The sequence below is a fragment of the Vibrio sp. Y29_XK_CS5 genome (assembly GCF_024181835.1).
In the GTDB taxonomy this organism is placed as follows: Bacteria; Pseudomonadota; Gammaproteobacteria; order Enterobacterales; family Vibrionaceae; genus Vibrio; species Vibrio harveyi.
Genome location: NZ_JAMZAM010000006.1, coordinates 250,304 through 272,341, shown reverse-complemented (window position 1 = coordinate 272,341; position 22,038 = coordinate 250,304). Strand labels below are relative to the sequence as shown.

The 22,038-nt window shown below is 45.5% G+C and carries 18 protein-coding genes; 9 read left to right on the top strand and 9 right to left on the bottom strand.

The annotated features are described in order from the left end of the window. The first annotated feature begins 11 nt into the window (after positions 1 to 11). Complete coding sequence (aceF, locus tag NL647_RS21840; RefSeq protein ID WP_050921460.1) at positions 12 to 1,913, top strand: pyruvate dehydrogenase complex dihydrolipoyllysine-residue acetyltransferase; 1,902 nt, start codon at positions 12 to 14, stop codon at positions 1,911 to 1,913. A 243-nt stretch (positions 1,914 to 2,156) separates the two neighbouring features. Further along, positions 2,157 to 3,587: a dihydrolipoyl dehydrogenase gene (gene lpdA, locus NL647_RS21835; protein ID WP_005446266.1), complete on the top strand. Its 1,431-nt coding sequence runs from the start codon at positions 2,157 to 2,159 to the stop codon at positions 3,585 to 3,587. 321 nt (positions 3,588 to 3,908) lie between these two features. Here the strand turns inward: lpdA and opaR are convergent, their stop codons facing one another. After that, a complete protein-coding gene (opaR, locus tag NL647_RS21830) occupies positions 3,909 to 4,523 on the bottom strand; it encodes a transcriptional regulator OpaR (RefSeq protein ID WP_005446268.1) in 615 nt (204 codons plus the stop codon). Between the two features lie 321 nt (positions 4,524 to 4,844). On the opposite strand from opaR, the gene hpt reads away from it, so the two are divergent. Continuing rightward, positions 4,845 to 5,375, top strand: coding sequence for a hypoxanthine phosphoribosyltransferase (gene hpt / locus NL647_RS21825; RefSeq protein ID WP_005446271.1), 531 nt, complete (start codon positions 4,845 to 4,847; stop codon positions 5,373 to 5,375). Positions 5,376 to 5,463: 88 nt separating this feature from the next. Here hpt and can read toward each other — a convergent pair whose 3' ends face one another. Beyond that, a complete protein-coding gene (gene can, locus NL647_RS21820) occupies positions 5,464 to 6,132 on the bottom strand; it encodes a carbonate dehydratase (RefSeq protein WP_005446273.1) in 669 nt (222 codons plus the stop codon). 283 nt (positions 6,133 to 6,415) lie between these two features. Here can and NL647_RS21815 point away from each other — a divergent pair, with 283 nt between their 5' ends. From NL647_RS21815 to NL647_RS21800, 4 genes are all read left to right on the top strand, one after another. Next, positions 6,416 to 8,086 carry a SulP family inorganic anion transporter gene (locus NL647_RS21815; protein WP_009698752.1) on the top strand — a complete coding sequence of 557 codons (1,671 nt, stop codon included), beginning with the start codon at positions 6,416 to 6,418 and terminating at the stop codon, positions 8,084 to 8,086. A gap of 233 nt (positions 8,087 to 8,319) precedes the next feature. After that, positions 8,320 to 9,237, top strand: a complete 918-nt coding sequence (locus tag NL647_RS21810; protein ID WP_005446278.1) for an ABC transporter ATP-binding protein — start codon at positions 8,320 to 8,322, stop codon at positions 9,235 to 9,237. Continuing rightward, positions 9,237 to 10,007, top strand: coding sequence for an ABC transporter permease (locus NL647_RS21805; RefSeq protein WP_005446280.1), 771 nt, complete (start codon positions 9,237 to 9,239; stop codon positions 10,005 to 10,007). Before NL647_RS21810 ends, NL647_RS21805 begins: the two co-directional genes overlap by 1 nt. A 141-nt stretch (positions 10,008 to 10,148) precedes the next feature. Then, positions 10,149 to 11,078: a Kdo(2)-lipid IV(A) acyltransferase gene (locus tag NL647_RS21800; RefSeq protein ID WP_009702125.1), complete on the top strand. Its 930-nt coding sequence runs from the start codon at positions 10,149 to 10,151 to the stop codon at positions 11,076 to 11,078. Between the two features lie 63 nt (positions 11,079 to 11,141). On the opposite strand, the gene panC is transcribed toward NL647_RS21800, so the two are convergent. The 7 genes from panC to sfsA form a co-directional block, all read right to left on the bottom strand. After that, on the bottom strand, positions 11,142 to 12,044 hold the full coding sequence (gene panC / locus NL647_RS21795; protein ID WP_009698749.1) for a pantoate--beta-alanine ligase: 903 nt from the start codon (positions 12,042 to 12,044) through the stop codon (positions 11,142 to 11,144). A gap of 11 nt (positions 12,045 to 12,055) precedes the next feature. Continuing rightward, positions 12,056 to 12,850, bottom strand: a complete 795-nt coding sequence (gene panB, locus NL647_RS21790) for a 3-methyl-2-oxobutanoate hydroxymethyltransferase (RefSeq protein WP_017189142.1) — start codon at positions 12,848 to 12,850, stop codon at positions 12,056 to 12,058. Between the two features lie 24 nt (positions 12,851 to 12,874). After that, a complete protein-coding gene (gene folK, locus NL647_RS21785; RefSeq protein ID WP_029790349.1) occupies positions 12,875 to 13,360 on the bottom strand; it encodes a 2-amino-4-hydroxy-6-hydroxymethyldihydropteridine diphosphokinase in 486 nt (161 codons plus the stop codon). Then, positions 13,357 to 14,724, bottom strand: coding sequence for a polynucleotide adenylyltransferase PcnB (pcnB, locus tag NL647_RS21780; protein WP_253650672.1), 1,368 nt, complete (start codon positions 14,722 to 14,724; stop codon positions 13,357 to 13,359). The genes folK and pcnB overlap by 4 nt, the downstream gene beginning before the upstream one ends. Positions 14,725 to 14,805: 81 nt before the next feature. After that, the gene (gene gluQRS, locus NL647_RS21775; RefSeq protein ID WP_005446291.1) at positions 14,806 to 15,690 is read right to left on the bottom strand and encodes a tRNA glutamyl-Q(34) synthetase GluQRS; all 885 of its coding nucleotides are present in this window, start codon (positions 15,688 to 15,690) and stop codon (positions 14,806 to 14,808) included. A 113-nt stretch (positions 15,691 to 15,803) separates the two neighbouring features. Continuing rightward, positions 15,804 to 16,250, bottom strand: coding sequence for an RNA polymerase-binding protein DksA (gene dksA / locus NL647_RS21770; protein WP_005439389.1), 447 nt, complete (start codon positions 16,248 to 16,250; stop codon positions 15,804 to 15,806). A gap of 136 nt (positions 16,251 to 16,386) precedes the next feature. Next, positions 16,387 to 17,103, bottom strand: a complete 717-nt coding sequence (gene sfsA, locus NL647_RS21765) for a DNA/RNA nuclease SfsA (protein WP_005446293.1) — start codon at positions 17,101 to 17,103, stop codon at positions 16,387 to 16,389. 66 nt (positions 17,104 to 17,169) lie between these two features. Here sfsA and hrpB point away from each other — a divergent pair, with 66 nt between their 5' ends. Next, positions 17,170 to 19,638 carry an ATP-dependent helicase HrpB gene (gene hrpB, locus NL647_RS21760; RefSeq protein WP_253650671.1) on the top strand — a complete coding sequence of 823 codons (2,469 nt, stop codon included), beginning with the start codon at positions 17,170 to 17,172 and terminating at the stop codon, positions 19,636 to 19,638. Next, a complete protein-coding gene (mrcB, locus tag NL647_RS21755) occupies positions 19,631 to 22,018 on the top strand; it encodes a penicillin-binding protein 1B (RefSeq protein ID WP_187992709.1) in 2,388 nt (795 codons plus the stop codon). Before hrpB ends, mrcB begins: the two co-directional genes overlap by 8 nt. The last annotated feature ends 20 nt before the right edge of the window (positions 22,019 to 22,038 follow it).

Below are 22,038 nucleotides of genomic sequence, written 5' to 3'. Positions count from 1 at the left end.
GTAAATAAGCAATGGCAATCGAAATTAATGTACCTGACATCGGTGCGGATGAGGTTGAAGTTACTGAGATTCTTGTAAGCGTTGGCGACAAGGTTGAAGAAGAGCAGTCTCTTATCACTGTTGAAGGCGACAAAGCTTCTATGGAAGTTCCAGCGTCTCAAGCAGGTATCGTTAAAGAAATCAAAGTAGCGGAAGGTGATTCTGTTACGACTGGTTCTCTAATCATGATTTTCGAAGCCGAGGGTGCAGCAGCTGCTGCACCTGCTCCTGCAGCAGAAGCGGCTCCAGCAGCGGCTCCAGCTCCAGCAGCAGCGGCAGAACTAAAAGAAGTTCACGTTCCAGATATCGGTGGCGACGAAGTAGAAGTTACTGAAATCATGGTTGCAGTTGGCGACAGCATCGAAGAAGAGCAATCTCTTCTAACGGTAGAAGGCGACAAAGCATCAATGGAAGTTCCAGCACCATTCGCTGGTACTCTAAAAGAGATCAAAGTTGCTGCTGGTGATAAAGTAACAACTGGTTCTCTAATCATGGTATTCGAAACTGCCGGTTCAGGCGCAGCAGCGGCTCCAGCAGCCGAGGCGTCGGACCGAGTAGAAGCTCCAGCAGCTCCAGCGGCAGCAGCTGACAAAGAAGTGAATGTTCCAGATATCGGCGGTGACGAAGTTGAAGTTACTGAGATCATGGTTAAAGTTGGCGACACAGTAGAAGAAGAGCAATCTCTAATCACTGTTGAAGGTGACAAAGCTTCAATGGAAGTTCCAGCTCCATTCGCTGGTACGGTAAAAGAAATCAAGATTGCAGCTGGCGATAAAGTAACGACTGGCTCTCTAATCATGGTATTCGAAGTAGCTGGCGCAGCTCCAGCTCCTGTTGCAGCACCTGCACAAGCAGCAGCTCCAGCACCTGCAGCGGCTCCTGCTCCAGCAGCAAAAGTTGAAGCGGCACCTGCAGCGAACGATTTCCAAGAGAACAACGACTACGCACACGCGTCTCCAGTTGTCCGTCGTCTTGCTCGCGAATTCGGTGTTAACCTATCTAAGGTTAAAGGTACTGGTCGTAAGAGCCGTATCCTAAAAGAAGACGTTCAAGCTTACGTTAAAGATGCGCTTAAGCGTCTTGAGTCTGGCGCTGGTGCGGCAGCATCTGGTAAGGGCGACGGCGCAGCGCTTGGTCTACTACCTTGGCCAAAAGTTGACTTCAGCAAATTCGGTGAGACGGAAGTTCAGAAGCTTTCTAAGATCAAGAAGATTTCTGGTGCAAACCTACACCGTAACTGGGTAATGATCCCTCACGTTACACAGTGGGACAATGCTGACATCACTGAGCTAGAAGCGTTCCGTAAAGAGCAGAATGCAATCGAAGCGAAGAAAGACACTGGCATGAAGATCACTCCTCTTGTGTTCATCATGAAAGCAGTAGCGAAAGCACTAGAAGCGTTCCCAGCGTTTAACTCTTCACTTTCTGAAGATGGCGAAAGCATCATTCTTAAGAAGTACGTGAACGTAGGTATCGCAGTAGATACGCCAAACGGTCTTGTTGTTCCTGTATTTAAAGACGTGAACAAGAAAGGCATTTACGAGCTATCTGAAGAGCTAATGGCAGTTTCTAAGAAAGCACGTGCAGGTAAGCTAACGGCAGCTGACATGCAAGGCGGTTGTTTCACAATCTCTAGCCTTGGCGGTATCGGCGGTACAGCGTTTACGCCAATCGTAAATGCGCCAGAAGTAGGTATCCTAGGTGTATCTAAATCTGAAATGAAGCCAGTGTGGAACGGCAAAGAGTTCGAACCACGTCTACAGCTTCCACTGTCTCTATCATACGACCACCGTGTGATTGATGGTGCAGAAGGTGCACGCTTCATTACTTTCCTAAACGGTGCACTATCAGACATTCGTCGCCTAGTACTGTAATATAGAAAGTAATAGTTAAGGTGGCTTTCGGGTCACCTTACTTCTTTATATAAAAGACTATTTTTAGACGACAATTTCTCACATCGTTCAGAATCTGAAAGATGAATTGTTGTCTAGCTCACAGGCTAACTTAAAGCTGCTTTCACACTGTTAACATCTCTGTAAAATATTGATCGTTTGAAAGCCTAATAATTTAAGAACATCTACTCAGCCTGTTAGGGATAATGACTACAAGAGGTCACAATGAGCAAAGAAATTAAAGCCCAAGTTGTTGTACTTGGTTCTGGTCCTGCTGGTTACTCAGCTGCATTCCGTTGTGCGGACTTAGGTCTAGAAACAGTACTAGTTGAACGTTACAGCACTCTTGGTGGTGTATGTCTAAACGTTGGTTGTATTCCATCTAAAGCACTTCTTCACGTTTCAAAAGTTATCGAAGAAGCGAAAGCGATGGCTGAGCACGGTGTTGTGTTTGGCGAACCGCAAACAGACATCAGCAAAATCCGTATCTGGAAAGAGAAAGTTGTAAATCAACTGACTGGCGGTCTTAGCGGTATGGCTAAGATGCGTAATGTTACTGTAGTAAACGGCTACGGTAAGTTCACAAGTCCTAACTCTATCCTTGTAGAAGGCGAAGGCGAGTCAACAACGGTTAACTTCGACAACGCTATCATTGCTGCGGGTTCTCGCCCAATCAAACTGCCATTCATCCCGCATGAAGACCCACGTATTTGGGATTCAACGGATGCTCTAGAACTGAAAGAAGTACCTGAAAAGCTGCTTATTATGGGCGGTGGTATCATCGGTCTAGAAATGGGTACGGTTTACCACTCACTAGGTTCTAAAGTAGACGTAGTTGAGATGTTTGACCAAGTTATCCCTGCTGCGGACAAAGACATCGTTAAAGTCTTCACTAAGCGTATTAAAGATAAGTTCAAGCTAATGCTTGAGACGAAAGTAACAGCAGTTGAAGCGAAAGAAGATGGTATCTACGTTTCAATGGAAGGCAAAAAAGCACCAGCAGAAGCTGAGCGCTACGATGCGGTTCTTGTTGCTATCGGTCGTGTACCAAACGGTGCGCTTATCGACGCTGAAAAAGCGGGCATTGAAGTGGACGAGCGTGGCTTTATCAACGTTGATAAGCAAATGCGCACTAACGTTCCTCACATCCACGCGATCGGTGACGTAGTTGGTCAACCAATGCTTGCTCACAAAGGTGTGCATGAAGGTCACGTTGCTGCAGAAGTTATCTCTGGCAAGAAGCACTACTTCGACCCTAAAGTTATTCCTTCAATTGCTTACACTGAGCCAGAAGTGGCATGGGTTGGTAAGACTGAGAAAGAAGCGAAAGCTGAAGGCATCAACTACGAAGTGGCAACATTCCCATGGGCTGCATCAGGTCGTGCAATCGCATCTGACTGTGCAGACGGTATGACTAAGCTAATCTTCGATAAAGAGACTCACCGTGTTATTGGTGGTGCAATCGTTGGTACTAACGGTGGCGAACTGCTTGGTGAAATCGGTCTAGCTATTGAGATGGGTTGTGATGCTGAAGATATCGCATTAACTATCCATGCTCACCCAACTCTACACGAGTCAGTGGGTCTAGCTGCTGAAGTATTTGAAGGTTCAATCACTGACCTTCCAAACAAAAAAGCAGTTAAAAAGAAAAAATAATTTCTTTTGAAGACCGAGAGTCTTAAAACTTGAATGATAAAAACCGCTGATTCGTCAGCGGTTTTTTTATGCGCGGAACTTGAAGAGGGAATGAGGTCTCCTTTTAGGCGATTGTGCTTGATAGTTGGAAATCTCTTGGTTTAACACCAAGGAATCGAGAGGTATGTATTTGGATAATCATGAAAGGAGTTTCGATTAAGAAGGGGTTGGCTGAACTTGTTCCTAGAAAGGCAAAATAAAATCCAGCTTCGCAGCTGTCTAAAACGAAAAAGGCCAACACTCCAGTGTCAGCCTTTCATTTAGTTAAACTCGCGTTTTAGCTTAGTGATCGCGGTTGTAGATGCACAACATATCTAGGTAAGCACTAACGAGTGTTGATAGCTCGGCTTCGCTCTTAGAGCGATTTGCTTGTACGAAGATAGAGTAACAAATACCATGGAACAGATTCGCCAAGTGTTCCGGTTCATGTTGGTCACAAACTTCCCCACGTTCGATAGCTTTGATGAACATGTTTTGCACCAGCAGTTGGTTGGTGCGGTTTGTCGTTACGAATAGTGGCCACACTTCATCACGTGTTGATGCACTCCACTCGAACCAAACTTTCAACCAATGGCAATCTTGGCTTACTAGTTCAATCATTGCGTTAGTGATGTTAGCGATGTTCTCGCGTGCATGAATGTCTAAGTCGATGTTATCTGATAAGAAGTTCGAGAATTGACGAACCACGTGATTCAGAACTTCATCCACCAAGTCTTCGCGAGTTGGGAAGTAGTTAAATACTGTCGCAACAGAAACTTGAGCAATTTCTGCAATATCAGCGTGACCACCACGACCAATGCCGCGACGAGCAAACACTTCAAGAGCGATTTCCATTAGTTGCTGTTTACGTTTTAGAGGGGAAAGCCTAGTACGAGGTCTCTTTGCAATTGAGTCCATAATCCATTTTCCTTGCCATTTGAGTTGATATTTTGGGGATAGTCCCCTAATTGATTATTTTAATAGTTGCTTAAAGCATTGATGAGTGTAATGGTGCATATGTGCAAGGTCAACATCTGATGCGTAATTTATAGACAGTAATGTCATTATTGATGTTTCATTCAATGATATAAGTTCTAAAATTAAGACTTTCATCCAAGAATTCAACGAAATGGGATGCGACTTTCCACCTATTGAGTGGGGTGTTACACTACACGCCGCAAGATAAGGTGATCGTTTGCGTACGACCTACCTCAACCCACAAAGAAAATTGAGCACAGTATGAAACATACAGTAGAAGTCATGATTTCTGAGCAAGAAGTTCAGGAACGTATTCGTGAATTAGGCAAGCAAATTACAGAACGTTACCAAGGTAGCGAAGATCTGGTTCTGGTTGGTTTGCTACGCGGTTCATTTGTATTTATGGCCGATTTGGCTCGTGCAATCGAACTGACTCACCAAGTCGACTTTATGACCGCTTCTAGCTACGGTAACACGATGGAAAGCTCTCGTGACGTACGTATCCTGAAAGACCTTGATGACGACATCAAAGGCAAAGACGTACTGATCGTGGAAGACATCATTGATACAGGTAACACACTGAACAAGATCCGTGAAATCCTGTCTCTACGTGAGCCGAAGTCTATTGCGATTTGTACGCTGCTAGACAAGCCATCACGTCGTGAAGTTGAAGTGCCAGTTGATTATGTTGGTTTTGCTATTCCTGATGAATTCGTAGTTGGTGTGGGTATCGACTACGCTCAAAAATACCGTCATCTACCGTTCATTGGTAAAGTGGTGCCTCAAGAGTAGTCATTAGTCTTGATAGAAGAATACAAAAAACGCCCGTTAAGCAATTAACGGGCGTTTTCTTTTATTTGGTTCGGCTTATGTTTTTAACTCAGCGACAAAGCAATTTGTTGTCTGAGTTAAGAATGGTTGAGAGCGCTTTTTGGTAAGAGGCTTCCACGGTCTCTTTTGAGTTTGAACGAATGCCCAAGTATTCAAGGCGACCATCTTCAATCCCGTAAACTACGCCATGGATCTCAACGTCCTGACCACGCTCCCACGCATTTTGCATGATGGTGGAGTTGCCTAAGTTATAGACTTGCTCAGCTACGTTGATTTCACCCAGTTTGTCAGCGCGGTCTTCAAGAGGCATCTGGTCTAGGTAGGGGCGATGTTTAAAGTAAAGGTCACGGATATGAAGTAACCAGTTATTGATAAGACCTAGTTGAGGATTATCAATAGCGGCGTTAACGCCACCACAGCCATAGTGACCACATACGATGATGTGTTTTACTTTCAATACGTCCACGGCGTATTGCACCACAGAGAGGCAGTTTAGGTCAGTGTGGATGACCTGGTTCGCAACGTTTCGGTGAACAAATAACTCGCCAGAGAAAAGACCGGTCAATCGCTCTGCAGGAACGCGACTGTCTGAGCATCCAATCCAAAGAAAGTCTGGTTTCTGACCTTCTGCAAGCTTTGCAAAGTATTCTGGACGATCAGATTTAATTTCTTCTGACCACTTAGAGTTATTTTCGAATAATTGTTTAATTTCCGGCATCTGACATCTACTTCCCTAAAAATTAAAAAAACCAACCACTCACCAGTGCTTATAAAGCGATCAGCGCTGTAACTATACACAATGTTACAATTTCGATCCCGTTAAATATTCATTCAAGATGACTCATCTGACTAGTTCTCGCTGTGAAAATCATAAAATATGCAGACATCATTCAGTATGCGAATAAGCCTAGCGAATTCGTGGTTTTATTGTGTTTTTTTCTTTGACGAAATATTTGTTAGATTGATGGCATTTTGTCTTTTTAATGCAGGGAGCAAATTCAATGTTCGGTAGTCGCTTTAAGGATATCAACTTGAAAGGGGATCTGTTTGGTGGCGTCACCACTGCCATTATTTCACTTCCTCTTGCGTTAGCCTTTGGTGTCGCATCTGGCGCTGGCGCAGAAGCAGGTTTATGGGGGGCGATCATGGTGGGGCTTTTCGCGTCACTATTTGGTGGTTCCAATACTCTGATTTCTGAGCCTACCGGTCCTATGACAGTGATCATGACCGCCGTGTTGACTAGCATGATGGCGAAGTACCCAGAGACGGGGATGGCAATGACATTCACCGTTGTGATGATGGCCGGGGCGTTTCAAATTGTGCTTGGTACATTGAAACTCGGTAAATACGTGACACTCATGCCTTATAGTGTCATCTCGGGATTCATGTCAGGGATTGGCGTGATTCTGATTATCTTGCAGTTGTCGCCTTTACTCGGTCATGCTGCACCTTCTGGTGGGGTTATAGGCACGTTATCGGCATTGCCTGATACCATTTCTAACCTGAAGTTTAGCGAGTTGTTTTTGGGCTTGCTGACGTTAGGCATCTTATTCTTCTTTCCGAAGCAGTATCGTAAGTACGTACCCGCCCAACTTGTTGCGCTAGTAGCGGTTACGTTGTTATCGGTGATATTGTTTGATGCAGAAGACATTCGTCGAATTGGTGAAATCCCCGCAGGCTTACCTTCTTTGGTCGTGCCACATATCGATCCTGCGATGTTCACCGAGATGGTCATTGATGCATTAGTTCTGGGTACGTTGGGTTGTATTGATACGCTATTAACCGCGGTAATCGGTGATTCATTAACACGTAAAGAGCATGATTCAGACAAGGAGCTACGTGGTCAAGGCTTGGCAAACATGATTTCTGGTTTGTTTGGTGCTTTACCAGGTGCTGGTGCCACAATGGGTACAGTAACCAATATCCAAGTAGGGGCTCGTTCCCCTTTGTCTGGTGTTATTCGTGCGCTGATTCTCGCGCTGGTGGTTTTGGTTGCAAGTGGCTTGACCGAACCTATCCCGATGGCTGTGCTGGCGGGTATTGCAGTGTATGTTGGCTTCAATATTCTTGATTGGAGTTTTATCCAACGTGCTCATAAGGTGAGCTTCCCAGGTATGGCGGTTATGTATGGCGTCATGCTGCTGACGGTCTTTGTTGATTTGATTGTTGCTGTGGGGTTAGGGGTATTTATTTCTAATATCATCATCATTGAGCGTTTGAGTCGTGAGCAAGCACGCCAAGTTAAGGCCATCAGTGATGCCGATGAAGATGATGTTCCGCTTACGGACAGTGAACGAGGACTGCTTGATCGAGCCAATGGTAAAGTCTTGTTCTTCTACTTGTCTGGACCAATGATCTTCAGTGTTTCGAAAGCCATTTCTCGTCAACACTCCAGTATTTCGGATTACGAAGTGATGATCCTCGATCTGACTGATGTGCCGATGATTGATGTTACGGTAGGCTTAGCGCTTGAGAATGCGATCAAAGATGCGTTGGATGCGGAGTGTGAAGTTTACTTGCTGTGTCCAAACCAACGCACACGTGAGCAATTAGAGAAGTTCCACGTGATTGATTTAGTCCCTGATGAGAACACTTACAAGTTCCGTTATGAGGCATTGAATGCTGCGATAAAGCATGTAGAAACAGATGAGCATCAAATGCTAACAATGTAATCTTGTTTTGTTTTTTAAAAGCGCTGCCAAAGTTGTTTGGCGGCGCTTTTTAGTATACGGAGTCGGGGATTTATAGTTATTTCTAATTTTATAGAAAGGTTTATTTGTATTCATCGTTATTCAACGATAAACTAATTCAACTTCAGTGCAATACCGCTTTGACCGCTGAGTCATATCAACTCTCTATCGGTATTGGCATTCACGATTCATCAACAGATGGCAATTATTACGCAATGTACGCATTAGAAATTGAACAGCTTCGCAAGACCTATGCGGGCGGATTTGAAGCGTTGAAGGGTATTAGTCTAACAGTAGAAAAAGGTGACTTCTACGCGCTTCTAGGACCAAATGGTGCAGGTAAATCCACTACGATTGGCATTATCTCTTCTTTGGTAAACAAAACTTCAGGCACGACCAAGGTCTTTGGTTACGACATTGATACGCATCTTGAATTAGCAAAGCAAAACCTAGGTTTGGTGCCACAAGAATTCAACTTCAACCAATTTGAGACGGTTGAACAGATTGTGATGCAGCAAGCAGGCTACTATGGCGTGTCAAAGATTCAGGCGAAAGAACGTGCCGAGAAGTATCTGACAAAGCTCGATTTGTGGGAAAAACGCAAAGAACGTGCGCGTAATCTATCTGGTGGTATGAAGCGCCGTCTTATGATTGCTCGCGCTTTAATGCATGAGCCACAGTTGTTGATCCTTGATGAACCAACCGCTGGTGTCGATATCGAATTGCGTCGCTCGATGTGGGATTTCTTAAAAGAGATTAACCAAGAGCAGGGTATTACTATCATTCTAACGACTCACTACCTTGAAGAAGCAGAAATGTTGTGTCGCAATATCGGTATCATCAACAAAGGTGAGCTTATTGAGAATACGACGATGAAAGCGCTGCTTGGTAAGCTTCGTGTTGAAACCTTCATTCTCGATGTTGAGTTTGACGGTGAGATGCCAGAGCTTAAAGGGGTGAATAGTCAGGTTATGATAAATGGCTCGCTAGAAATTGAACTGGATAAGAGCCAGGGGTTGAACTCAGTATTCAGTCAGCTTTCCGAACATGGCGTAAAAGTGCTGTCTATGCGTAACAAAGCGAACCGCTTGGAAGAGTTGTTTGTCAGCATCGTTCGCGGAGGTAACCAATAATGTACAAGTTATATTGGACGGCTTTTTGCAGCCTGCTCACCAAAGAAATCAATCGCTTTACTCGTATTTGGGTACAAACGCTAGTTCCGCCAGCGATTACAATGACGCTGTACTTCATCATTTTTGGTAGTTTGATTGGCTCTCGTATTGGCGACATGAACGGTTTTAGTTACATGGAGTACATTGTGCCTGGTTTGATCATGATGTCGGTGATCACCAACTCGTATTCCAATGTGGCCTCATCGTTCTTTAGCTCGAAATTTCAGCGCAATATTGAAGAGCTTCTGGTTGCACCGGTACCAAACTACGTGATCATCCTCGGTTTTGTCATGGGAGGCGTTGTGCGTGGTTTATTGGTGGGAACTATTGTGACGTTTGTGTCTCTGTTTTTTGTGGATCTGCAAGTAGACCACTGGGGCATCATTATCGCGACGGTATTTATGACATCAGTTGTGTTCTCACTAGGTGGCTTAATCAACGCAGTTTATGCAAGAACGTTCGACGATATCTCTATAATCCCGACGTTTGTATTGACGCCTCTGACCTACTTAGGTGGCGTGTTCTACTCTATCAGCCTGTTGCCTGAGTTCTGGCAAGGTGTGTCGAAGCTGAACCCTATCGTCTACATGGTGAACGCATTCCGTTACGGTTTTCTCGGGGTTTCTGATGTTGGCATTGTAACGTCATTTAGCGTGCTGACGGTATTCGTTGTTGCGCTTTATGCCGTGGCACATTACCTCGTGACCAAAGGAATTGGCTTGAGAAGCTAACATAAACAGATGTTGAAAGAGCAGCAATGAGAGCTGCTCTTTCTTTATGCATTTCTATACATTCCCATACAATTTTTCGACTTTTTACATGCTAGGTTTTACTCATTTCTGTAAATGCATTTGTTGTAAATGAGTCAAGCCATGAATACCGTTCCGTCCCCACCTTTCACCTTGAAATTGCTTCTCCCTAAATACTGGTCTGTCTGGTTTGCATTTGGCTTGCTCGCGTTTGTTGTTAATGCGCTACCGTATCCGCTGCTGCGAGTACTGGGAAGAGGTATTGGCTCCCTTGCAATGCTGCCAATGAAGCGCCGCCGGAAAATTGCTAAGCGTAATCTCAAGCTCTGTTTCCCTGAATATAATGAACAACAGTGTGAGGAGTTGGTGAAGGCAAACTTTAAATACACCGGCATGGCACTGATTGAAACGGGCATGGCTTGGTTTTGGCCCGATTGGCGGGTAAAACGTTTGGTGACGGTGGTTGGTAAAGAGCGCATTCTTGAACAAGAAAGAAATGGACGTGGTGTGCTGGTGATATGCAGCCACCATCTTAACTTAGAGATGACGGCGCGTATTTTTAGCCAATTTGCGAAAGGGTACGGTGTGTATCGCCCGAACTCAAACCCTGCTTATGAGTTTATTCAGCATCGTGGTCGAACGCGCTGTGGGCATCAAATGATAGACCGAAAAGACGTAAAGTCGATGCTTAAAGTTCTGAAAAATGGTCAGCGGCTGTGGTACCTACCAGATCACGATTATGGGGTGAACAATTCGGTATTTGCTCCTTTCTTTGCTGTTGAACAGGCGGCAAGTACGGCGGGATCGAGTGTATTAATTGATGCAACCAAGTGTGCGGTGATGTCCGGAGTGACGGTCATGAACGATAACCGATATACGCTTTACATTGGTGAGGATCTGAGTGGGCAGTTTGAACGACGAAATCCAGTTAAAGCCGCGAGTATTTTGAATCAAGAGATTGAAGGGATGATAAAACGAGATATTCCCGCGTGGATGTGGTTGCACAAGCGATTTAAGACTCGCCCTGAAGGACTTCAATGCGTCTATTCATAAATCTCATTACTAGATACAAAAAAGGTCGGCTTAGTGCCGACCTTTTTTATTTAAGATTTAGATTTACTCTGCGCTTGCTGAGCTTTCTTCGCTTGATTCATCTTCTTTGGTTTCTACTGCCATATCAACCGTTTGGTTGTCGATTAGGCGGGCTTTACCTAAGAATGCTGACATCAAGATTACCGCTTGGGTTGTCTCTGCAGTGATTGCTTGAAGTGTACGAGCATCACGGATGAAGATTTCATCTGGTTGAAGACCTGCGGCACGAAGCTGATCGCTTGCGTCTTCAATCACTGATGCGTAATCATCACGACCGCCACGCATTGCGCTGCTAATCCAACGCATTGTACGAGCTAGCACTGGTGCACGTTGACGCTCATCAATCGTCAAAAGACCATTGCGTGAGCTCATTGCAAGACCGTCCATCTCACGTACTGTTGGTACGCCAATAATCTCGATGTCCATTGCCAAGTCTTCAACCATCTTGCGAATCACGGCAAGTTGTTGGAAGTCTTTTTCACCAAAGCACGCAACATCAGGTTGAACGATGTTGAAAAGCTTGTTTACGATGGTAGTAACGCCACGGAAATGACCTGGGCGAGAAGCACCTTCAAGAATGGTAGACAGACCAGGAACATCAACAAACGTTTGTTTATCCAAGCCTTCTGGGTAGATGATTTCAGGTGTTGGTGTGAACACGATTTCTACGCCTTCACCACCTAGCTTGCTCAAATCTTCTTCTAGAGTTCGAGGGTAGTTGTTTAAATCATCTGCACGGTCAAACTGCATCGGGTTTACAAAGATGCTTACAACAACGACATCCGCGTATTCGCGAGCTTTACGAACAAGTGTTAAGTGACCTTCATGGAGGTTGCCCATAGTTGGAACAAACGCCACTTTACGACCTTCACGCTTAAAGGTTTTTACTTGTTCACGAATCGCTGAGATTTCCGCAAAAGTTTGCATGCATTTATCCTCTAGGCAATGGTATGAGCTTCGTCTGGGAATGCACCGCTTTCAACATCAGCCATATATTGAGCCACGGCTTTGCGCATATCGCCTGTTTCAGCAAGGAAGTTTTTCGAGAATTTTGGCATGTAGTTCGCCGAAATTCCAAACATATCGTGCATTACAAGAATTTGACCATCTGTCACATTACCTGCACCAATACCAATTACTGGAACATCAAGAACTTGCGTAATACGAGCCGCTAATTCAGCAGGAACACACTCTAGTAAAACAATTTGAGCACCAGCTTCTTGCAGTGCCAGTGCGTCTTTTACCATACGATCGGCTTTTTCTTGATCGCGGCCTTGCACCTTGTAACCACCAAAGATATTGACTGATTGAGGGGTTAGACCAAGGTGAGCACATACTGGTACAGCACGTTCAGTTAGCATCTTAACGGTATCAACTAACCAGTCGCCGCCCTCGATTTTTACCATATTTGCACCAGCACGCATTAGCGTTGCTGCGTTCTCACACGCTTGCTCTGGCGTTGCGTAGCTCATGAATGGCATATCAGCCATCAATAGACAGTTTGGGCTGCCTGCGCGTACACAGCGGGTGTGATAAGCGATATCTTCAACAGTAACTGGTAACGTGTCTGATTTACCTTGCAGAACCATACCTAGAGAGTCACCTACCAATAAAACAGGCATGTCTTGGCTTTCAAAAAGTTGGGCAAAGCTCGCATCGTATGCAGTTGAAGTAGCAAATTTACGACCTTCTTGCTTCCACTTAATCAGGTCGTTAATGGTCATTTTTTTCATTGTTTTTTCCTCACTAGGAGTTGGCTATGACTGCCAAATGCTGAGGCCGTTACGATCTACTTGCTCAAGTAGTGACGATACCTCGGTCCCGTCTGGGAGTTGTAAACTTGGTGCAATTTCCGCAAGAGGGTAGAGTACGAACTCGCGCTCTCTCATTCCATAGTGTGGAACTGTCAGTCTTTCGGAATCAATCACCTCATTGCCGTAAAGAATTATATCGAGATCCAAGGTTCTTGGTCCCCAACGTTCATCTTTACGGACACGCCCTTGTTCTTGCTCAATCGCTTGGGTGCAATCGAGTAGCTCAAGAGGCGTCAAATTGGTTTTTATCGCCACAACCGCATTGATGTAATCCGGTTGGTTTTGTGGTCCCATCGGCGTACTGCTGTAGAGCGAAGAGGCTTGCACAAACTCAGAGTTTGGGATTGATTTTAGAGCCTCAATCGCTTGTTTCGCTTGGCTGACGGGATCAGCCAAGTTACTGCCTACCGCAATGTATGCTGTGATCATGATTTTGGCTTACTCTTTTTCTTGCGATAGGTTTTGCGGCGGCGTTGACCGGTTTTAGGTGCTTGGCTATCAAGGTCACCTGCCATTGCTTGGCGCATTTCTCGGCCTGCATTTTGGAAAGTTTCCCACCACTTGGCAAGCTTCTGAGTCTCGCCACCCTCAATTTCACCGCGCATTTCAAGAAAATCAAAGCCAGCTCTAAATTTGTTGAGCTCCATTAGGCGGAATGCACGCTTACCATTACGTCGAGGAAGACGTAATTGCAGTTGCCAAATTTCACGGATAGTGGCGGTATGACGGCGTGGAATAGCAATCGTACGAACTTGGTCATCAAGAATGATATTGCTCGCTTCCATGATGGCATCGTAATGGCACAGATTACGCTGTTCCATTAACTTATCTGCCATCGCACATAGCGGGTACCACAGCATTGCAGCAAACATGAATGCTGGGTTAATGCGCTTGCCTTCTTCAATACGCATGTCGGTTGAATCAAGCACTAAATCGAGCATTTGCTCGGTGTGAGATTCGTATTCTTCCGTGAAGTGCTCAGCAATTGCTGGGAACAACTGTTGGAATAGGTTGTACTCACGCAGGAGGTGATAGGTTTCTAGACCATGACCTGATTGAAGCAGCTTTAACGATTCTTCGAACAGGCGCGCAGATGGGATGTCGCGTAGTAGCGTTGACATCTCTTCAATTGGTGCGGCGGTGTCTTCTTCGATGTCGAAGTCGAGTTTCACGGCAAAGCGAATTGCACGCAGCATACGCACAGGGTCTTCGCGATAGCGGGTTTCTGGATCACCGATCAGGCGAACAAGGCAGTCTTCTAGGTCTTCAATACCACGCGCGTAGTCGTGAATTGAGTAGTCTGCGATGTTGTAGTACATCGAGTTAATCGTGAAGTCACGGCGCTCTGCATCTTCATCAATCGTGCCGTAAACATTGTCACGAAGCAGCATGCCCTCTTTAGACTGCTGTGAAACGTTCTTGTTTTTTTGCTCTTGGTGGTGACCGCGGAAAGTCGCAACTTCGATGATGTCACGTCCAAACATAATGTGGGCGAGACGGAAGCGACGACCAATCAAACGGCAGTTTCTAAACAGTTGCTTGATTTGTTCTGGAGTCGCGTTGGTTGCGATATCAAAGTCTTTTGGTTTCTGTCCAAGCAGTAAGTCTCGAACCCCGCCACCCACAAGAAAAGCATCGAAACCGGCACCGTTTAGTCGGTATAGCACCTTCAGTGCATTGTCACTGATCTGCTTACGCGAAATGTTGTGCTCTTCACGAGTAATTACATTGAGAGCGAGTTCTGGGATCATGGCAGATTCGCTTGTTGTATAGTCGTTTGTATTCATGTGCATCTGGCAATAACTGGGTTTAATCCAATCTTGCTTTGGTTAGTTTTTTACGCCTCTAGGGCCAATTTTGCGGCTAATAATAGCCTACGCAGTGCCGTTTGAGAATCTCGGTGTGATCTCGATCTCTGCTGGAAGCTGCTCTAAACACCAATTTTTACATCCCCAACGCAGTATTTCATCTACATTAGCGGCTTGAATGGCTTCTGGAATATGGAAGCCTAAAAACGTCATGGCGTGCAGCAGAGCAGGCTTCGGATTATCGACATCAATCGCTGTCGCATGATTTTGTTTCGACAGCTTGTTGCCATTAGTATCCATCGCTAATGGCAAATGTAAGTAGCTAACTTCTGGTTTTCCAAGGATTTGGTACAAGCTGATTTGACGACCTGTAGGTTCAATTAAATCGGCTCCACGGACGACTTCAGTCACCCCTTGGTCAATGTCATCTAATACTACCGCAAGATTATAGGCAAATAATCCATCTCGACGTTTAATAATGAAATCTTCATTTACTAACGCAGGAGGCATGGTCATCAAGCCATGCTTCTGATCGAGAAAATTAGCGATGGGCTTGGTCATTTTTAGGCGAATCGCGCCTTCTTTCAAGCCTTTGTCGCGACAAGTGCCGGGATAATAACCACCATGCTCTTTGATTTGCTTGCGCGTGCATTGGCAATAGTAAGCGTCACCATTCTCTAACCAAGTATCAATTTGCGTCTGATAAAGGTCGTGACGGTCACTTTGATAGACCACTTCGCCATCCCAATGCAGTTGATATGCTTTTAGCGCATTTAATATAGCCTCAGCCGCTCCTGGCATCTCTCTTGGTGGATCAAGGTCTTCAATACGAACGAGCCAAGTACCCTGGTTAGCTTTCGCTTGGAAATAGCTGCCCAATGCAGCAACGAGGGAACCAAAATGTAATGGACCAGAAGGGGATGGGGCGAATCGACCTACATAGCGTGTCATGCGTATATCTCGAAATTATACGGGTATAAAAAGCGACAAACTCGACGTTGCGAAGTTAGCTAAAACAAAAAGGGAGCCTGAGCTCCCTTTCAATAATCATAATGCCAGATTGATTAACCTTGCATCTGTTTCTCTTTGATCTCTGCAAGTGTTTTACAGTCAATACAAAGGTCTGCAGTTGGACGCGCTTCTAGGCGACGAACGCCGATCTCTACGCCACAAGATTCACAGAAGCCAAAGTCGTCTTCAGTGATTTTATCTAGAGTCTTTTCGATCTTCTTGATCAGACGACGCTCACGGTCACGGTTACGCAGTTCTAAGCTGAACTCTTCCTCTTGAGAAGCACGGTCAACTGGATCTGGGAAGTTTGCTGCTTCGTCCTGCATGTGGTGTACAGTGCGATCGACTTCTTCCCTGAGCTGATTACGCCAAGCTGTTAAGATCTTTGTAAAGTGTTCAACCTGCTCTGGTGACATGTATTCTTCACCAGGCTTTTCCTGATATGGCTCCACACCGGCAATGGCTAGGATGCCTATCGTTTTCTTCTTTGATTCTGGCATACAGCATCTCCTACTTACACCTAGTCAACTGCTTTGCAGTCAATTTAAGGCGGGTATCTATAGCAAAAAGAGGCGGTGCAGGCAATTACTGAATTGCAAACTTATCATCATTGTGAAGATGACATCATTTTTTCTCTTAATTGATAAATTCAATCGCCGAGATTAGTTTGATTTCAGTGTTGCTTAACTCAGCTTTATAGCAGAGAACTTCCACTCCAGCGTCTTGTGCTTGTTTTAGTAACGTTGAATATTTCGCGTCTATATGGTGCGCCGCGGATACTTTTTCAATACCTGAATGTAAAACAGTGAATAAAAGTATGGCTCTACTTCCATTTTGTGCCATTTCTGTGAGCTCTCTCAGGTGCTTTTGCCCTCTGGTAGTCACGGCATCAGGGAAATAACCTTGTCCTGATGAGCTTTCTTCATCAAGTAGGGTGACGCTCTTCACTTCTATATAACACTTTGATTTGTCACTTGCGCTGAGCAAGATATCAATTCGGCTATTTTCATTGCCATATTTCACCTCAGTTTGAAGTTGGTCATATCCCAACAATTCTGAAATGACATTATTTTCAATTGCTTCTACGGCTAATTGGTTTGCGCGAGCGGTATTAATGCAGATCCGATGCCCTTGTGCGGTTTCACTGAGTTCCCAGCTGTTCGGATATTTGCGCTTTGGGTTATCGGAAGTGGAGTACCAAACTTTGTTGCCCGGAGTGGCACAGCCGGTCATTGCGCCAGTGTTCGCACAGTGAATTGTTCGAATCTCACCGTTATCCAGTTCGATATCGGCAAGAAAGCGTTTGTAGCGTTTGAGCAGAGTCGCTGACTCTAGAGCGGGTTCGAATTGCATTTGCTTATTTAGCCAAGAGTGTTTTTATGTACAATGTTGCCAACATTACACCACAGGGTATTTCCTTTGTCACAATTGCCGATTGAAGCCGTGATGCCACAATTACTTACGGCGGTCAAAAATCAACATCAAGTGATCCTCAAAGCCGCACCAGGTGCTGGTAAATCCACGTACTTCCCACTGCAACTTCTACAAAAACAATCTGTGACAGGCAAAATCGTGATGCTGGAGCCTAGACGTCTGGCGGCGCGTAATATCGCTCGTTATCTCGCGCAGCAGTTAGGTGAACAAGTCGGAGAACGTGTTGGGTACCGAGTTCGCGGTGAAACGAAGGTGAGTAAAAACACGCAACTTGAAATTGTGACTGAAGGGATCATGACCCGTATGATCCAAAGTGACCCTGAATTAAACGGCATCGATTTACTGATCTTTGATGAATTTCATGAGCGCAGCATTCACGCAGACACCGCGTTGGCTTTCAGTTTGGAGGTTCAAGAGGCATTACGAGATGATTTAAAGCTTGTTGTGATGTCGGCAACGCTCGATCAAGGTGCGTTGCAAACCTTGCTGCCAGAGGCGGCATATATAGAGTCTCAAGGTCGCAGTTTTGAGGTAGAGACTCGTTACTTGCCGCTAGGAGTCAACGATCACCTACCGACATCAATGGCAAAAACAATAGAAAGTTTAATTCAGAAAGAGTCTGGTTCTTTGCTTGCTTTTCTTCCGGGTGTTGGTGCCATCAAGCAAGTGCAAGAGCGTTTAGTACACCTACCTGATAACGTAGAAGTGTGTCCGTTATACGGTCAACTTAGCTTTGCCGAGCAGCAAAAAGCCATCGCTCCTGCTTCTGGAGATAAACGCAAAGTCGTGCTCGCGACTAACATTGCCGAAACTTCTTTGACCATTGAAGGTATTCGACTAGTTGTTGATTCTGGATTAGAGCGTGTGGCGCGTTTTGATTTGAAGAATGGGCTTACGCGATTAGAGCAAGTACGAGTGGCACAATCGTCTGCGATTCAACGTTCTGGTCGTGCAGGGCGTATTGAAGAGGGGATTTGCGTTCGCCTTTACTCTGAAAGCCAATTTAAGCAGCAACCACAAGTGCCACAGCCAGAAATACTGCACTCAGACTTAGCGAGCCTAGTGATGGAGTTAGCCTTTTGGGGAGCGGGAGATATTTCCGAGCTCAAATGGCTCAACACTCCTTCGGCGGCATCTCTTGCTCAAGCTAAGCAGTTGTTAATTGTGTTAGGGCTGCTTTCTGAGCAAGGTCAACTGACTCCTGAGGGCAAAATTGCTCATGAGCTTGGCGTAGAACCTCGCTCGGCAGCTATGCTAATTCAAGCACAGCAACATGACGTAAAAATGCTAAACACTGCACTGGCTGCGGTCGCTCTTATTGAAGAGCCAGAGCGTAATATCACGAATATCGCACACAGCTTACATCGTTGGGTGAGTGGTACACATCCGAAAAAATCGATATTGCATAAGCGATCTCAAACCGTCGCCCTTAAACTGGATACGATGTTCAGTCTATCAGAGGTTGATGAGCGAGCACTGCCGCTAGTATTAAGCCTTGCATTTCCTGATCGTGTCGCGCAGCAACGTTCGAATCAACATGGGCGTTTTACATTGTCCAACGGACATGGTGCTGAGTGCCGACCAGAAGAAACTTTAGGCGATTGTGACTACTTAATCGCGATTGATTTAATGCGATCGCATTCCAACTCTAGTCAAATTAATCTGGCTTGTGAACTAGATATCAATGAGTTAGAAGAAGTGTTTGAGCATCTCTTTACAACAGGTGATGTGGTTGATTGGGATGAGAAAAAAGGTCGATTGATGGCTGAGCGTCAAGTTAAGCTCGGGCGTTTGATTATCAAGCGGGATGCCTTGCCAAGCCCAGGCAAAGAAAAAATGACACAAGCTTTACTCACCTATGTCCGCCGTCAGGGCTTACAAAGTCTAAACTGGACACCAGCAGCGGAGAATTTACTAGAACGTATTCGCTGCGCAGTGGAATGGTTACCAGAGCAGGCTTGGCCAAGTTTTGATGACGTTGATTTGCTGGCGAGCTTAGAAGAGTGGTTAGAGCCATACATGAGTACGGTTGCCTCAGTGAAAGACTTGGCAAAGGTAAATTTAGTGGAAGCACTAAATGCTCGATTGGGATGGCCGTTGAATCAGCATATTGATGAGTGGTTGCCTGAAGAGTACCGCCTGCCAACTGGTTCGAAAAAGCGAATTCGTTATCAGTGTGGTCATGAGCCTGTGCTTTCTGTCCGTATGCAAGAGGTGTTTGGTGAAAGTACTTCACCAACTGTGGCACAGGGACGTAAGCGCCTGGTGCTTGAATTACTCTCTCCAGCACAACGCCCTCTTCAGGTGACGACAGATCTCGCCGCATTCTGGGTGGGAAGCTACAAAGAAGTACAGAAAGAAATGAAAGGTCGTTACCCTAAGCATGTTTGGCCTGACGATCCAGCGACGCATGTAGCGACAACCAAAACAAAAAGACAATTGAACAATGACTGATACTAAAAAGCCCGGTGCAAAGCGAGCGCCAGCCAAGAAGACCGCGTCAAGTAAAACGACGACTAAGAAAAGTGGCGCAAAACGCCCAAGAAAATCACCAGCGAAAAAAACAAACAATGGTAAACGTTCTTGGCTTAAAGTCATTTGGTCGTTCAGTTGGAAAGCCGGCGTTGCCTTGGCTGCGGTGTTATTGTTTGTCGGTATTTACCTAGATAGTGTGGTTAAAGATCGCTTTGATGGTCAGTTGTTTGATCTGCCTACGGTGGTTTATGCCCGCATTCTCAATTTAAGCCCAGGACAGAACATTACGATTAAAGAGATGCGTAATGAACTCGATGTGCTGAACTACCGTAAAGTCAGCCAGCCTCGTTACCCAGGTGAGTATTCATCTTCTTCAACGCGTATTGAACTGATTCGTCGTCCGTTTGAATTTGCTGACGGGCCAGAGCCTGATCGTCATGTGATGTTGCATTTCTCAAGCAGCGGCTTACAACGTATTCAATCTTTAGAGTCGAAAGGTGATCTTGGCTACTTACGCATTGAACCTAAGATGTTGGGAATGCTGGAAAAAGACCAAAATGAGCAACGTTTGTTCTTACGCCGCGATCAATTCCCGGAGATCTTAGTTGATGCATTATTAGCGACGGAAGATCGCGACTTTTATCAACACGATGGTGTATCACCACTTGCCATTGCACGTGCTTTAGTGGCGAACATCAAAGCGGGTCGTACCGTACAAGGCGGCAGTACGCTAACTCAACAGTTGGCGAAAAACTTGTTCCTGACTCGTGATAAAACCTTGTGGCGTAAGGTACGTGAAGCGTATATCGCATTAATTCTCGATTATCGTTACAGCAAAGACCGTATTCTGGAAGCTTACCTCAACGAGGTATATTTGGGTCAGAGCGGCGGTGATGCGATTCATGGTTTCGCTTTGGCATCACGCTATTACTTCGGTCAGCCTATCCAAGAGCTACGTATCGATCAGCTTGCAATGCTAGTGGGAATGGTAAAAGGACCATCTTACTACAACCCTATTCGCTACCCAGAACGTACTAAGACGCGTCGTGACTTAGTACTGCGTCTACTGATGCAACAAGACATGCTGACTGCGCAGCAATACGAACAAGCGGTGAGTCGTCCACTTGATACACAAAGCAAGCCACGTATCGCTAGTCGACAGCCTGCGTATTTCCAACAACTGAATATCGAACTGAAAGAGAAGGTGGGTGACAACTTCAAAGCAGAAACCGGATTACGCTTATTTACCTCTCTTGATCCTGTATCGCAAAGTAAACTCGAAAAAGCCATTGCGAAGAAAGTCCCTGAACTGGCAAAACGTGCGGGTAAGGAGCTTGAAGCGGCTGCTGTTGCCGTGGATCGTCATAGCGGTGAAATTCGCGCAATGGTTGGCGGTAAACGTGTCGGGTATGAAGGCTTTAACCGTGCACTGAATGCCAGTCGTCCAATTGGGTCATTGGTTAAACCTGCTATCTATCTGACGGCATTGGAGCAACCTGAAAAATACAACCTTGGGACAACGCTTCATGATACGCCTCTGAGTTTGAAAGGGAGCAAAGGCTCCGTTTGGTCGCCACGCAACTTTGACCGTAAGTTTCGTGGTGATGTTCCGTTGTATTTAGCCTTGGCAAAATCATTGAATGTACCAACCGTTCGTTTGGGGATGCAGCTTGGTATCCCAGAGGTGTCTAATACCTTAGAACGCCTTGGTGTTGATAAGAATGAAATTCGCCCTGTGCCATCCATGTTCTTGGGCTCATTTTCATTAACACCGTTTGAAGTAGCGCAAATGTATCAAACGCTGACTAACTCTGGTAAGCGTGCCAAGCTGTCGGCGCTGCGTTCGGTTGTCGATATGGACGGCAATGTGCTTTATCAATCTCTCCCTCGGTCAGCCCCAGCAGTAGATGAACAAGCGGCTTGGTTAACGACCTATGCTATGAAGCAAGGTGTCGCACAAGGGACAGGACGATTCCTACAAAGTCAGTTTGCTTGGGCAGCACTAGCAGGAAAAACGGGTACGAGTAACGACAGTCGTGACAGTTGGTTTGTGGGTATTGATGGGCGTGAAGTTACCACGATTTGGCTTGGGCGCGATGACAATATGTCTACCAAGTTGACAGGTTCAAGCGGTGCATTGCGTGTTTACGCGGAATACTTGAAACAGCGTATTCCTGAAAGGTTGGAGCTACCTTGGCCAAAAGAGGTGACGACACTTGGCTTCCAAAAAGCAGCGAACGGCGCGTTAGAAATCAATTGTCGTAGTGAGTACAAATTGCCAGTGTGGGACAAAACTGGGCAAATCAAACAACAATGCGAGAAAAAGTCGAACTGGTTGAATAATTTATTTGATTGGTAAGACCATCAAAAACACCATCA